Below are 12,662 nucleotides of genomic sequence, written 5' to 3'. Positions count from 1 at the left end.
CGTCTGCGGTGGGTCCGCATCCGGCCGTGGCCGACGTCCGGCGGGCCGTGCGGGAGGCCCTGGCCGGCCTGCCGCCGGACGGGCCGGTGCTCGTGGCGTGCAGCGGCGGCGCCGACTCGCTGGCGCTGGCCGCCGCGCTCGGCTTCGTCGCGCCCCGCGCCGGTCTGGAGGCCGGGCTGCTCACGGTGGACCACGGGCTGCAGGCGGGCTCGGCCGAGCGGGCCGGGGAGGTCGCCGCCCTCGCCGGGTCGCTGGGGCTGGGCGTGGCCGAGGTCCTCACCGTCGAGGTGGGGACCGAGGGCGGGCCGGAGGCCGCCGCCAGGGACGCGCGCTACCGGGCCCTGGCCGGGGCCGCCGACCGGCTCGGCGCGCAGGCCGTGCTCCTGGGGCACACCCGTGACGACCAGGCCGAGACCGTGCTGCTCGGGCTGGCCAGGGGGAGCGGGCTGCGGTCGATCTCGGGAATGGCTCCGCGCAGCGGCCGTTACCTCAGGCCGTTCCTGGAGATCCCCCGCGCGACGACGGTCGCCGCGTGCCGCGCGCTCGGGCTCAGCCCGTGGGACGATCCCCACAACGCCGACCCCCGCTTCACCCGGGTGCGGGTGCGCGCCCGGGTCCTGCCGTTGCTGGAGTCGGAGCTCGGGCCGGGGGTGGCCGAGGCGCTCGCCCGGACCGCCGCGCTGGCCCGGGAGGACGCCGACGCCCTCGATCTGTGGGCCGGGAAGGCTTATCAGGATTGCGCTCTTAGCGATATCGGCGGATCTGTGACCCTGTCCGTCCCGGCGCTGGAAGCCCTCCCGGGGGCGGTGCGCGGGCGGGTGCTGCGCCGCGCTGCGGTCGCCGCCGGGACGCCCGCTGGAGCGCTGTCGGCGACGCACGTACGCGCCGTGGAACGCCTGGTCACGCACTGGCGCGGGCAGAAGCCGGTGGACCTGCCCGGGGGTCGGGCCGCGGTGAGGCGGTATGGCACCCTGATACTCGCCATCAGTCCCATCCCGTAAGGAACCACAGGTGGACGCTGCCGACATGGGCCAGGACCTGGAGAAAGTCCTCATTCCGGAGGACGAGCTCCAGGCGAAGATCAAAGAGCTCGCCGAGCGGATCGACCAGGACTACGCGGGCAAGGACGTGCTGCTCGTGGGGGTGCTCAAGGGCGCCGTCATGGTGATGGCCGACCTGGCCAGGGCGTTGCACGTGCCCGTGCAGATGGACTGGATGGCGGTGTCGTCCTACGGCGCGGGCACCAGGTCATCGGGTGTCGTACGGGTGCTGAAGGACCTGGACACCGACATCATGGGCCGCCACGTGCTGATCGTCGAGGACATCATCGACTCCGGCCTGACCCTTCACTGGCTGCTGGAGAACCTGAAGTCGCGCGATCCCGCGTCGCTGGAGATCTGCGCCGCGCTGCGCAAGCCCGACGCGGTCAAGGTGCCGATCGACGTGAAGTACGTGGGTTTCGACATTCCCAACGAGTTCGTCATCGGATATGGCCTCGACTACGCGGAGCGTTACCGCAATCTGCCCTTCATCGGGACGCTCGCTCCCCATGTTTACGAGTAGCAATCCGATGAGCCGCCGGGAACACCACCCGACCTGACGTACGTTGGTAGGGCAAGACCGGTGTAGCGGGCGGTCCCTCCGCGCGCTGTGCCGGTGTACCTTCTGACTCCTGAAGGGTGACCGCGTGTCCTCTTCGGGTAGTCGGAAGAATCTCGCGGTGTCGGATGCCGCGGCCCCGGGACCTGTTCCGGGGTTCAAGGCCATGGTCAGGAAGGGACGGGCCCGCAAGGGGTTCCGCATCGGATGGATCTCAAGCGATTTACACGTGGGCCACTGCTGTGGATCCTGGGCATCGTCGTGCTACTCCTGCTCGTCACCCAGCTCTGGAGCGGCGGCGGAAACTTCAAGCAGGCCGACACGTCCACGGTCCTTCAGCAGATTCGCGCCGGAAATGTTAGTAACGCGAAGATTGTCGATAAAGACCAGCGGATCGAGCTGACGCTCTTCAGCCCGATCACGGTCCGGCCGGGCGACACCCCGACCAAGACGATCCAGTCTGACTGGGTGGGCGGCTACGGCCCCAAACTGACCGAGGAGCTGCAGGCCCAGGTTCAGGCCGGCAAGACCAAGAGCTACACCACCGAGGTGCCGCAGGAGAACTTCCTCGTCAGCATCCTGGTGAGCTTCCTGCCGCTCGTCATCATCGTCCTCATCTTCCTGTTCGTCATGAACCAGATGCAGGGCGGCGGCTCGCGGGTGATGAGCTTCGGCAAGTCCAAGGCCAAGCTGATCACCAAGGACACCCCGAAGACCACCTTCGCCGACGTCGCGGGAGCCGACGAGGCCATCGAGGAGCTCCAGGAGATCAAGGAGTTCCTGCAGGCCCCGGCCAAGTTCCAGGCGATCGGCGCCAAGATCCCCAAGGGCGTGCTGCTGTACGGCCCGCCCGGCACCGGCAAGACCCTGCTGGCCCGCGCGGTCGCGGGCGAGGCCGGGGTGCCGTTCTACTCGATCTCCGGCTCCGACTTCGTCGAGATGTTCGTCGGCGTCGGCGCCTCGCGGGTCCGTGACCTGTTCGAGCAGGCCAAGGCCAACGCCCCGTCAATCATCTTCATCGACGAGATCGACGCCGTCGGCCGCCACCGCGGCGCCGGCCTGGGCGGCGGTCACGACGAGCGCGAGCAGACCCTCAACCAGCTGCTCGTCGAGATGGACGGCTTCGACGTCAAGGGCGGCGTGATCCTCATCGCCGCGACGAACCGGCCCGACATCCTCGACCCGGCGCTGCTGCGCCCGGGCCGCTTCGACCGCCAGGTCACCGTCGACCGGCCCGACCTGGAGGGCCGCAAGGGCATCCTGCGGGTCCACGGCCGCGGCAAGCCGTTCGCGCCGGACGTCGACCTCGACGTCATCGCGCGCCGCACGCCGGGCTTCACCGGCGCCGACCTGGCCAACGTGATCAACGAGGCCGCGCTGCTCACCGCACGCGCCGACCAGAAGCTGATCACGATGGAGGTCCTCGAAGAGGCGATCGACCGCGTCATGGCAGGGCCCGAGCGCAAGACCCGGGTCATGTCCGACAAGGAAAAGAAGATGATCGCCTACCACGAGGGCGGTCACGCGCTGGTGGCGCACGCGCTGCCGAACTCCGACCCGGTCCACAAGATCACGATCTTGTCCCGGGGCCGCGCGCTCGGTTACACGATGACGCTGCCCATGGAGGACAAGTTCCTCGCCACCCGCTCCGAGATGATGGACCAGCTCGCGATGCTGCTCGGCGGCCGCGCGGCGGAGGAGCTCGTGTTCCACGAGCCCACCACCGGCGCCTCCAACGACATCGAGAAGGCCACGGCCGTCGCCCGGCGCATGGTGACCGAGTACGGCATGAGCGAGCAGCTCGGCGCCCGCAAGTTCGGCACCGGGCAGGCCGAGGTGTTCCTGGGCCGCGAGATGGGCCACGAGCGCGACTACTCCGAGAAGATCGCTTCGACGATCGACGAGGAGGTCCGCCGCATGATCGAGACGGCGCACGACCAGGCGTGGGACATCCTGGTCGAGTACCGCGACGTGCTCGACAACCTCGTGCTGGAGCTGATGGAGAAGGAGACGCTCTCCCGCGACCAGGTGCTCCAGATCTTCGCGCCGGTCGTGGTCAGGGCGCACCGCCCCTCCTACGCCGGTTACGGCAAGCGGCTCCCGTCCGACCGCCCGCCCATCCTGACCCCGAAGGAGCAGTCGGCCAACGGCTCGCTCACCCCGGGCCACCAGGACGCGCTGCCCTCGGGAGACGGTGCGTGAAGTCGCACGACGTAGACCTGGGCCGGATCGAGAAGGCCGTCCGCGAGATCCTCTACGCCATCGGCGAGGACCCGGACCGTGACGGCCTGCTCGACACCCCGGCCCGGGTCGCCCGGGCCTACGCCGAGCAGTTCTCGGGCCTGGGCCAGACGCCCGAGGACGTGCTGAACAAGGTCTTCGACGTCGACCACGACGAGATGGTGCTGGTCAAGGACATCGAGGTCTACTCCACCTGCGAGCACCACCTGGTGCCGTTCCACGGCTTCGCTCACGTGGGCTACATCCCGAACGACCGCGGGCAGGTGACGGGCCTGTCCAAGCTGGCGCGCCTGGTCGACGTGTTCGCCCGGCGCCCGCAGGTGCAGGAGCGGATGACGTCGCAGATCGCGGACGCGCTGATGCGGGTGCTGGAGCCGCGCGGGGTGATCGTGGTGGTGGAGTGCGAGCACCTGTGCATGACGATGCGGGGGGTGCGCAAGCCGGGCGCCAAGACCGTCACCTCGGCGGTCCGCGGCGACTTCCGCACCAGCGACAAGACCCGCGCGGAGGCGATGGCGCTCATCCTCGGCCGCCTCTGACGCGGCGAGGACGAGTCAGTCTCTGTTACGGCAAAGCCATCTGGGCCCCAGTCGCCGTACGTGGCTGAGGGCCTCCAGGGAGACGCCCGCTGAGCCCGCACGTGGCCGGCCGCCGCTACGCGCGCGACGCCGGCCACGGCCTCCCTCACGGCCGCCCGGCTCCCTTACGGCGGCCCGGTTCCCTCACGGCCGCCCGGTGCCCTCAGGCCCCTCTTGGTGACCTGGGCCGCCTCACCCGACCCCGAAGATGACTCCTCCAGCCGAGGCCGCCCACGGCTATCTCCGGCCGCCCGGCACCACCTCCCGCAAGCCCTCGACCGGTGGCATGTCCGGCCCGGCGAGACAGACGTTCTCGTCACTTCCGCCGGGTGCCCGAGAGGTGTGTCGTGGCCGTGGGGGCTTGCCGGGAGGGGCGTAAAAAGGGGCCAAAAACGAGAGGACCGGCGGCAAGTGGGCCTGGGTGGGATTCGTTATCCACAATGGGGTACCCATGACATCAACAGGTCTGGGCAAGCGCCTAGGCTTGGGCCATGACAAGCGGGCCGACAAGCGTGCCAGGACTGGCAGCAGAGGAGCGGTGCCTCGTCATGGGCGTGGTCAACGTGACGCCCGACTCCTTCTCCGACGGCGGTCTGTGGTTCGACGAGGAGGTGGCCATCCGGCACGGGCTGGAGCTGGTCGAGGAGGGGGCCGACATCGTCGACGTGGGCGGTGAGTCGACCCGGCCCGGCGCGGCGCGGGTGTCCCTGGAGGAGGAGCTGGCGCGGGTGGTGCCGGTCATCAGGGAGCTCAGCGCCCGGGGCGTGGCCGTCAGCGTCGACACGATGCGGGCCGAGGTCGCCAGGGCGGCCGTGGAGGCCGGGGCGCGCCTCGTCAACGACGTGAGCGGCGGTCTGGCCGACCCCGAGATGCCGCGCGTGGTGGCCGACACCGGCGTCCCCTACGTGGTGATGCACTGGCGCGGCCACAGCGCCGACATGCAGAGCAGGGCCGTCTACTCCGACGTGGTGACCGAGGTGCGCGAGGAGCTCGCCAAGCGGGTGGACCTGGTGCTGGCCGAGGGCGTGTCGGAGGAGCAGGTCGTGCTCGACCCCGGCCTCGGCTTCGCGAAGAACGCCGCCCACAACTGGGCGGTGCTGGCCGGCATGCCGCGCCTGGCAGAGCTGGGCTTTCCGCTGCTCATCGGCGCCTCGCGCAAGAGGTTCCTGGGGCGGCTGCTCGCCGGTGACGACGGCGCCCCGCGCCCGTTCAGCCGTAGTGACGACGCCACGGTGGCCGTGACGGCGCTGGCCGCACGCGCCGGCGCCTGGTGCGTCAGGGTTCACAAGGTGGCGCCCAACGCCGACGCCGTCCGCGTGGCAGCCGCATGGGAGAGAGCCGGAGCCGATACATGAGCGTCGACACTGCCGCCATCGAGACCGTCAACCAGGACTTCTACACCGCGATCGAGGACGCCGACCTCGACCGGATGACGGAGATCTGGGCCGAGGACTCCGCGGACGAGCAGGTCAGCTGCGTCCACCCGGGTTGGTCGCTGCTGACGGGGCGGTCCGAGGTGCTGCGCTCCTGGGCGCTCATCATGGCCAACACCACCTACATCCAGTTCGTGCTGACCGACGTGAGCACGACCGTGCTGGGTGACGTGGCGGTCCTCACGTGCGTGGAGAACATCCTCACGGCGGGCGACGAAGGTGAGTCGAGCTTCGCCGCGGGCAAGGTTGTGGCGAGCAACGTCTATGTCCGTACCTCTCAGGGCTGGCGGCTGTGGATGCACCACGGCTCGCCGGTGCTCCAGGGTGATGACGACGAGGAGGAGGACGGCGAGCTTGAGCGCTGACCGGATCGCGCTGAAGGGCCTGCGCGCCCGGGGGCGGCACGGGGTGCTGCCCGCCGAGCGGGAGCTGGGGCAGGAGTTCGTGGTCGACGCGACGCTGTTCCTGGACACCCGGCCCGCCGCGGCGGCCGACGACCTCACCCTCACGGTCCACTACGGCGAGCTGGCCCAGGCGCTGGTCAAGGTCGTGGAGGGCGAGCCGGTGCAACTGATCGAGACGCTGGCGCAGCGCCTGGCCGACGTATGCCTGGCCGATGACCGGGTGCGCTCGGTCGAGGTGAGCGTGCACAAGCCGGCCGCGCCGATCCCCGCGCCCTTCGACGATGTGATCGTGACGATCGAGCGGAGTCGCCCATGAGATGTGTCCTCTCCCTCGGCAGCAACCTCGGCCGGCGCTTCGACACGTTGCAGGGGGCCGTCGACACGCTGTTCGACGCTCCGGGGCTGGAGTTCGTCGCGGCGTCACCGGTGTACGAGACCGATCCGGTGGGCGGTCCGCCGGGCCAGCGCCCCTACCTCAACGCGATCGTGATCGCCGAGACGTCGCTGCCGCCGCGCGCGCTGCTGGAGCGGGCGCAGAGCGTCGAGAACGCCTTCGGGCGGGAGCGGCTGGAGCGGTGGGGCCCCCGCACACTGGACATCGATCTCGTCGTGGTGGGCGAGACGGTCTCCGACGAGCCCGACCTGACGCTGCCGCATCCGCGGGCGCACGAGCGGGCGTTCGTGCTGGTGCCGTGGTGGCGGGCCGACCCTGAGGCGGTGCTGCCCGGTCACGGCGCGGTGGCCGACCTGCTCCCGGGCGTCGACCAGGGGGGCGTGCGGTTGCGCGACGAGCTCAAGCTGCAGAGGCCCGATTGAGGCCGACCCGTCCCGGCGTGCTCGTCGGTCTCGTCGTCGTCGTCGCCCTGCTCACCTGGATGGTGGTCAGGCAGTTCTATGCCGAGCTGCCCATCGTGCCGTGGACCGCGATCCCCACCGTGCTGCTGCTGGCCCTCGGCGAGGCGTACAGCGCGTGGATGACCAAGGCCCGCATCGACCACAAGCCGGGCACCAAGCCGGTCGAGCCTCTGGCGGTGGCGCGGCTGGTCGCCCTGGCCAAGGCGTCGTCCTACGCCGGCGCGGTGTTCGGCGGGGTGTTCGCCGGGTTCGCGCTGCACACGGTCCAGCTCCTGACGCGGGAGACGCCGCGCACGGAGTTCTTCATCGCGACGGGTTCGTTCCTGGCGTTCGTCGCGCTGATCGGCGCGGCCCTGTTCCTGGAGCACTCCTGCCGCATCCCGGACGGCCCGGAGGATCAGAGCCCGAGGTAGAGCCCGAGGGCGTGCTCCACTTCGCCCATCTCGTTCCTGCCCAGGTAGTAGACCGGCTCGCCGTGGACGAACGAGGTGTCGATCGTGCGGATCTGGTCCACGAGGAGGCGGGTCCGGCGTCCGCCGAACTCCACTTCCGGCCTGAAGACCGAAGGCTGCGCGCTGGTGGAGGCCGGGATGACGGTGGCGACGGTCCATGACATCCCGGCCGGGCTGAGCACGAGGCCGAAGCGCCGCCCTCGCTGCTCATGGCCTCTCTTGGCGTCACCCAGATCGACACGGTAGATCGCGCCGCGGATCACCAGGCGTCCTCTTCGACGGACAGATCCTCGCCGGCGAGTCGTTCCGCGTCGGCGCGTGCCCGCTGGAGCCAGACCTCCCGCTCCAGGAGGCGGAGGGCGCGACGGATCACGTCGCTGGTCCGCTCGCCCTCTTCCATGGCGGCCTTGATGATGCGTTCGTCCTCAGGGGTGGCCCGAAAGCCGATGTTGGCCATGCCTCAAGAATGCCGCCGTGTTGAACTTTTGTCCTGCAATTGTTCGGCGCGGGGACGGCGGTTGTAGAGGAAGAGGACCGGGAGGGTGCAGACCAGCGGTCCCAGGATGGCGATGGGGCGTTCCAGCCACCACTTGAGGTCCGGCGGCACCTTGGCGCCCAGCGTCCCGAACAGCCACCACGACACCCCCAGCGCGATCGCCATCCCAGTGGTGTGGAAGAGGAACAGCGGCAGCGCGAAGCGGTTGATCGTGGCGTTGACGTGCCGCCAGCCCGGCCGCTCCAGCACCCGCTCCATCGACGGCCGCAGCACCTCGACCAGCCCGATCTGGAAGATCAGCAGGGCGACGATGACGAACGTGGGCGGCGCCATGTTCGACCACTTGTCGCCCGGCACGCCGACCATGGACCCGGGGTAGATGCCGGAGTAGACCAGTCCGAACAGGGCGAACAGCCCGGTCCACAGCACGCCCACGTCGTAGCGGCGGGGCAGGATGACGATCCGGTCGTAGAAGAACCCGGCCTGGTGGGCGAGCCCCCAGACCACGATCATGTTGAGCCAGCCCGCCCACTCCACGCCGTACCGGAAGCGGACCACGTCGACGATCAGCGCGGCGCCGCCGAGCCAGATCAGCGCCAGCACGTCGTAGCGCCGGTGCAACCACAGCGCCACCGGCAGCAGCGCGATGAGCACCAGGTAGACGCCGAGGAACCACAGCGGGCTGAGCACGAGCAGCACGACCCGCCACATCCAGTCGACGCCGAACGCCCACGTCACGACGGCGCCGGCGACCGTCCACACGCCCGACAGGACCAGCGCCGGGACGGCCAGCGCGCGGATACGCCGCCACACGAACGCCCCGATGCCGACGCCGCGCTGCCTGGCCCGGTTCCAGGACAGCAGGTGGACGTGCCCGCCGATGTAGAAGAACAGCGGCAGCACCTGGAGCAGCCAGGTCAGGATCCACAGCCCCGAGGTGAACCCGAGCGGGCTGGTGGGCTCCGGCCCGCCGGGCTCCCACTGCAGGATCGTGAACGCCCAGTGCCACAGAACGACGACGATGAGACTGAGCGCGCGCAGGAAGTCGACGTACTTGTCGCGGGGGGCGGCCGGGGGAGCCGGGGATTCGGGGGTGGTCACTTGTCGATGTCGCCCACGACGAAGAACATCGAGCCGAGGATGGCCACCATGTCGGCCACGAGCTGGCCGGGCAGCATCTCGCGCAGCACCTGGATGTTGTTGTACGAGGCGGAGCGGAGCTTGAGCCGCCACGGCGTCTTGTCGCCCTTGGAGACGAGGTAGTAGCCGTTGATGCCCAGGGGATTCTCCGTCCAGGCGTACGTGTGGCCCTCGGGGACCTTCAGCACCTTGGGCAGGCGCTGGTTGATGGGGCCGGGCGGCAGCGAGCGGAGCCGCTCCACGCAGGCGTCGGCCAGGTCGAGGGAGACCTTGAGCTGCTCCAGCAGCACCTCGAAGCGGGAGTGGCAGTCGCCCGCGCCACGCGTGACGACCTTCACGGGCAGCTCGGGGTAGGCGAGGTACGGCTGGTCGCGCCGCAGGTCGAAGTCCACGCCGGAGGCGCGGGCGATGGGGCCGCTGACGCCGTACTGCATGATCTGCTCGCGTCCGAGCACGCCCACGCCCTTGGTGCGGGCCAGGAAGATCTCGTTGCCGAGGATGAGGTCCTCGATGTCGGGGACGCGGCGCCGGGTCTCGGCCACCGCCTCCGACACCCGGTCGAGCCATCCGTACGGGAGATCCTCCTTGAGGCCGCCGACCCGGTTGAACATGTAGTGCATGCGGCCGCCGGAGATCTCCTCCATGACGCCCTGGATGCGTTCGCGCTCGTTGAAGGCGTAGAAGACGGGGGTGATCGCGCCGAGCTCCAGCGGATAGGAGCCGAGGAACATCAGGTGGCTGAGCACCCGGTTGAGCTCGGCCAGCAGCGTGCGGGCCCAGACGGCGCGGACGGGCGGCTCCATGCCGAGCAGGCGCTCGGCCGCGATGACCACGCCCAGCTCGTTGGCGAAGCCGGACAGCCAGTCGTGCCGGTTGGCCAGCATGATGATCTGCCGGAAGTCGCGGACCTCGAACAGCTTCTCGGCGCCCCGGTGCATGTAGCCGATGATCGGCTCGGCCGTGGCGATGCGCTCGCCGTCCAGGGTGAGGCGCAGCCGCAGGACGCCATGGGTCGACGGGTGCTGCGGGCCGATGTTGAGGATCATGTCCTCGGTCGCCAGCTCCTTCGCGCCCGCGCCGATGCCGACCACGCGTTCCGTCATAGGGCCCATGCTGCCACCGGTCGCCGTGGTGATCCAGCGCGGGGTGGACGGCCCCGTCCGGTCGGGGTCGGTCAAGGAACGGTATGGACGCGCATCGCCAAACCGGACGGCGGGGAGATATAGCAGCAAATGGGGGGAGAATCACCATGAAGAGAGTGATGTTCGATCTGGCCGCGCTCATTGTGCGGATCGTGATCGGCGTGATCTTCGTGGCTCACGGATTGCAGAAGTGGCAGGGTGGTCTGGGGGCCGTGTCGAAGATGATGGGCCAGAGCGGAGTGCCGCTGCCGCAGCTCGCCGCCGCGTTCACGGCCACCGTGGAGACCGTGGGGGGCATCCTGCTGATCATCGGCCTGCTGGTGCGGCCGGCGGCGGTGGCGCTGCTCGTCGTGCTCGGCGGCGCCTTCGTGTTCGTCCACCGCGGGCATGGGATCCTGAGCTCCAGCGGGGGCTGGGAGCTCGTCGGGGCACTGGGGTCGGTGTGCCTGCTGCTGCTCGTGCTGGGAGGCGGGCGGGCGAGCGTCGACCAGGTGCTCACCCACTGGTACCGGCGCAAGGCCGAGCACCGTCACGCCGCGCAGGAGACGGCCGGCGCGTCCGCAGGAGCCGCGCCTGCCGCACCCACCAGGGCGGCGCCTGCCGAACCCACCAGGGCGGCGCCTGCCCCGCCTGCCGAATCCCAGCCCGCGCCGCCGACGCAGCCCATGCCCAGGAGCACGCCCGCGGAGGACACGACGGCGCCCCGGCAGCACCTTCCGGACGACGGCTCACACCGGCCCGGCAACCTCAGCGACCAGGACATGAGCGACCTGGACGCGCTCTTCAACGACGAGCACCGCAAGCCACCCAACCGGTGACGGTCAGGCGGGGCGGCGGGCGGCGAGGTCGCGCAGGGCGCCGACGAGGCGGTCCACGTGCTCCTCGGTCGTCCCGATGCCGATCGAGGCCCGCACCGCCGACGCCGTGCCGTCCTCGCAGCCGCCATCGGTCTCTCCCAGCAGGTGCCGGACGAACGGGTGCGCGCAGAACTTGCCGTCGCGCACCCCGATGCCGTAGTCACCCGACAGGGCCTCGGCGACCTCGCGCGCCGTGAGCCCGTCCACGGTGAACGACACGATGCCCACACGCGGGTGGTCCGGCCCCCACAGCGACAGCTCCCGTACGCCCTCGATGGAGGCGAGTCCGGTGCGCAGCCGCGCGATCAGCCGCTCCTCCTCGCGCACCAGCGCCGTCCAGCCCGTGGCGGTGAGCGCGTCGCAGGCGGCGGCCAGCGCGATGGCGCCCAGCACGTTCGGTGTGCCGGCCTCGTGGCGCGGCTCGGGGTCGTCGTGCCACTCGGTGATCCCGTCCTCGCCCGGCGCGACGGACCGCACGGCTCCGCCGCCCTTCAGGTACGGCTCGCCCGCGGCCAGCCAGTCGCGGCGCCCGATCAGCACCCCGGCCCCGAACGGCGCGTACAGCTTGTGGCCCGAGAAGGCCACGTAGTCGAGGTCGAGCGCCGTCAGGTTGAGCCGACGGTGCGGCACGAGCTGGGCGGCGTCCACGAGGATGCGCGCCCCGTGGCGGTGCGCGATGTGCGCCAGCGCCGCGATCGGCCACAGCTCGCCGGTGACGTTCGACGCGGCGGTCACCACGAGCAGCTTGGGTCCGTCCACGGCGGCCAGCGCCTCGTCGGCCGCGCGGACGGCCTCACCGGGGAACGCGGGCGCGGCGAGCCGCACGACCCTCTTCCACGGCAGCAGCGAGGCGTGGTGCTCGGTGTCGAACACGACAGTCGTGGTGCCGGCGGGCAGGCAGCCGGCCAGCAGGTTCGTGGCGTCCGTGGTGTTGCGCGTGAAGATGACCGCGTCGTCGGGACGGGCGCCGGCGAAGGCGCGGACCGTGTGGCGCGCCTGCTCGTACCGGGCGGTGGTGAGCTGGGAGGCGTAGCCGGCGCCGCGGTGGACGCTGGAGTAGGCCGGGAGCGCGGCGGTGACCGCGGCGCTGACCGGCTCCAGACAGGGAGCACTGGCGGCGTAGTCCAGGTTGGCGTACCCCACGAGCCGCCCGCCCCTGACCGGCACCTCCAGATCGGCGCCGAGCACGGCCGGGATCGGCCGGTGGCCACGCGGATGCGACGTACCGGCGGACGCGCCGGCGGCGGACTGGGCGGGGGCGGAGCCGAAGATGCTCAACGTGGACAAGGCGAACCTCCTGCAGGGCCATCGGACCCCTGGAGCAACCTCGGAGCCCGCGCTTGCCCGCCACACCTCGTGACGGACCAGGTCTTCACCCGGGGCACCCCGCCGCGGACGCGAGGGTTGCCGGCCAGCTAGCCGGGGCTTCGTGCTGGCACTCATGACCTACGTCCGAACTATAACC

Annotated in this window: 15 protein-coding genes and 1 riboswitch; of the genes, 10 read left to right on the top strand and 5 right to left on the bottom strand. The window is 70.7% G+C overall.

The features are described 5' to 3' along the window. The first annotated feature begins 8 nt into the window (after positions 1-8). From tilS to ACIBG4_RS09645, 9 genes are all read left to right on the top strand, one after another. Positions 9-1,001 carry a tRNA lysidine(34) synthetase TilS gene (tilS, locus tag ACIBG4_RS09685; RefSeq protein ID WP_397201456.1) on the top strand — a complete coding sequence of 331 codons (993 nt, stop codon included), beginning with the start codon at positions 9-11 and terminating at the stop codon, positions 999-1,001. Between the two features lie 10 nt (positions 1,002-1,011). After that, complete coding sequence (gene hpt / locus ACIBG4_RS09680; protein ID WP_310708030.1) at positions 1,012-1,563, top strand: hypoxanthine phosphoribosyltransferase; 552 nt, start codon at positions 1,012-1,014, stop codon at positions 1,561-1,563. A 243-nt stretch (positions 1,564-1,806) separates the two neighbouring features. Continuing rightward, on the top strand, positions 1,807-3,801 hold the full coding sequence (ftsH, locus tag ACIBG4_RS09675) for an ATP-dependent zinc metalloprotease FtsH (RefSeq protein WP_310708031.1): 1,995 nt from the start codon (positions 1,807-1,809) through the stop codon (positions 3,799-3,801). After that, positions 3,798-4,379 carry a GTP cyclohydrolase I FolE gene (folE, locus tag ACIBG4_RS09670; protein WP_397201455.1) on the top strand — a complete coding sequence of 194 codons (582 nt, stop codon included), beginning with the start codon at positions 3,798-3,800 and terminating at the stop codon, positions 4,377-4,379. Before ftsH ends, folE begins: the two co-directional genes overlap by 4 nt. Positions 4,380-4,966: 587 nt before the next feature. Continuing rightward, positions 4,967-5,773 carry a dihydropteroate synthase gene (gene folP / locus ACIBG4_RS09665; protein WP_397201717.1) on the top strand — a complete coding sequence of 269 codons (807 nt, stop codon included), beginning with the start codon at positions 4,967-4,969 and terminating at the stop codon, positions 5,771-5,773. Then, on the top strand, positions 5,770-6,216 hold the full coding sequence (locus tag ACIBG4_RS09660; protein WP_355445692.1) for a nuclear transport factor 2 family protein: 447 nt from the start codon (positions 5,770-5,772) through the stop codon (positions 6,214-6,216). Before folP ends, ACIBG4_RS09660 begins: the two co-directional genes overlap by 4 nt. Beyond that, positions 6,206-6,571 carry a dihydroneopterin aldolase gene (gene folB, locus ACIBG4_RS09655; protein ID WP_355445689.1) on the top strand — a complete coding sequence of 122 codons (366 nt, stop codon included), beginning with the start codon at positions 6,206-6,208 and terminating at the stop codon, positions 6,569-6,571. Before ACIBG4_RS09660 ends, folB begins: the two co-directional genes overlap by 11 nt. After that, positions 6,568-7,071, top strand: a complete 504-nt coding sequence (gene folK, locus ACIBG4_RS09650) for a 2-amino-4-hydroxy-6-hydroxymethyldihydropteridine diphosphokinase (protein ID WP_397201454.1) — start codon at positions 6,568-6,570, stop codon at positions 7,069-7,071. Before folB ends, folK begins: the two co-directional genes overlap by 4 nt. Further along, a complete protein-coding gene (locus tag ACIBG4_RS09645) occupies positions 7,068-7,523 on the top strand; it encodes a DUF3180 domain-containing protein (protein WP_397201453.1) in 456 nt (151 codons plus the stop codon). The genes folK and ACIBG4_RS09645 overlap by 4 nt, the downstream gene beginning before the upstream one ends. Here ACIBG4_RS09645 and ACIBG4_RS09640 read toward each other — a convergent pair. Genes ACIBG4_RS09640 through ACIBG4_RS09625 form a run of 4 tightly spaced genes read right to left on the bottom strand, consistent with a single transcriptional unit; the run spans position 7,508 to position 10,301 of the window. Further along, the gene (locus ACIBG4_RS09640) at positions 7,508-7,825 is read right to left on the bottom strand and encodes a type II toxin-antitoxin system PemK/MazF family toxin (protein ID WP_397201452.1); all 318 of its coding nucleotides are present in this window, start codon (positions 7,823-7,825) and stop codon (positions 7,508-7,510) included. The two genes, ACIBG4_RS09645 and ACIBG4_RS09640, sit on opposite strands and share 16 nt — an antisense overlap. Beyond that, the gene (locus ACIBG4_RS09635) at positions 7,822-8,019 is read right to left on the bottom strand and encodes a hypothetical protein (protein WP_397201451.1); all 198 of its coding nucleotides are present in this window, start codon (positions 8,017-8,019) and stop codon (positions 7,822-7,824) included. The genes ACIBG4_RS09640 and ACIBG4_RS09635 overlap by 4 nt, the downstream gene beginning before the upstream one ends. Positions 8,020-8,022: 3 nt before the next feature. Next, a complete protein-coding gene (locus ACIBG4_RS09630) occupies positions 8,023-9,159 on the bottom strand; it encodes an acyltransferase (protein WP_397201450.1) in 1,137 nt (378 codons plus the stop codon). Beyond that, a complete protein-coding gene (locus ACIBG4_RS09625; protein WP_397201449.1) occupies positions 9,156-10,301 on the bottom strand; it encodes an NADH-quinone oxidoreductase subunit D in 1,146 nt (381 codons plus the stop codon). Before ACIBG4_RS09625 ends, ACIBG4_RS09630 begins: the two co-directional genes overlap by 4 nt. A 146-nt stretch (positions 10,302-10,447) precedes the next feature. On the opposite strand from ACIBG4_RS09625, the gene ACIBG4_RS09620 reads away from it, so the two are divergent. Then, positions 10,448-11,158, top strand: coding sequence for a DoxX family protein (locus ACIBG4_RS09620; protein ID WP_397201448.1), 711 nt, complete (start codon positions 10,448-10,450; stop codon positions 11,156-11,158). Between the two features lie 3 nt (positions 11,159-11,161). Here the strand turns inward: ACIBG4_RS09620 and ACIBG4_RS09615 are convergent, their stop codons facing one another. Beyond that, on the bottom strand, positions 11,162-12,484 hold the full coding sequence (locus ACIBG4_RS09615; protein WP_397201447.1) for an aminotransferase class V-fold PLP-dependent enzyme: 1,323 nt from the start codon (positions 12,482-12,484) through the stop codon (positions 11,162-11,164). A gap of 44 nt (positions 12,485-12,528) precedes the next feature. Next, positions 12,529-12,644, bottom strand: a riboswitch (SAM riboswitch). Positions 12,645-12,662 lie beyond the last annotated feature (18 nt).

The organism is Nonomuraea sp. NPDC050383, from assembly GCF_044459125.1.
Taxonomy (GTDB): domain Bacteria; phylum Actinomycetota; class Actinomycetes; order Streptosporangiales; family Streptosporangiaceae; genus Nonomuraea.
The sequence above is the reverse complement of the archived record's forward strand: the minus strand, read 5'-3'. Positions and strand labels throughout refer to the sequence as shown.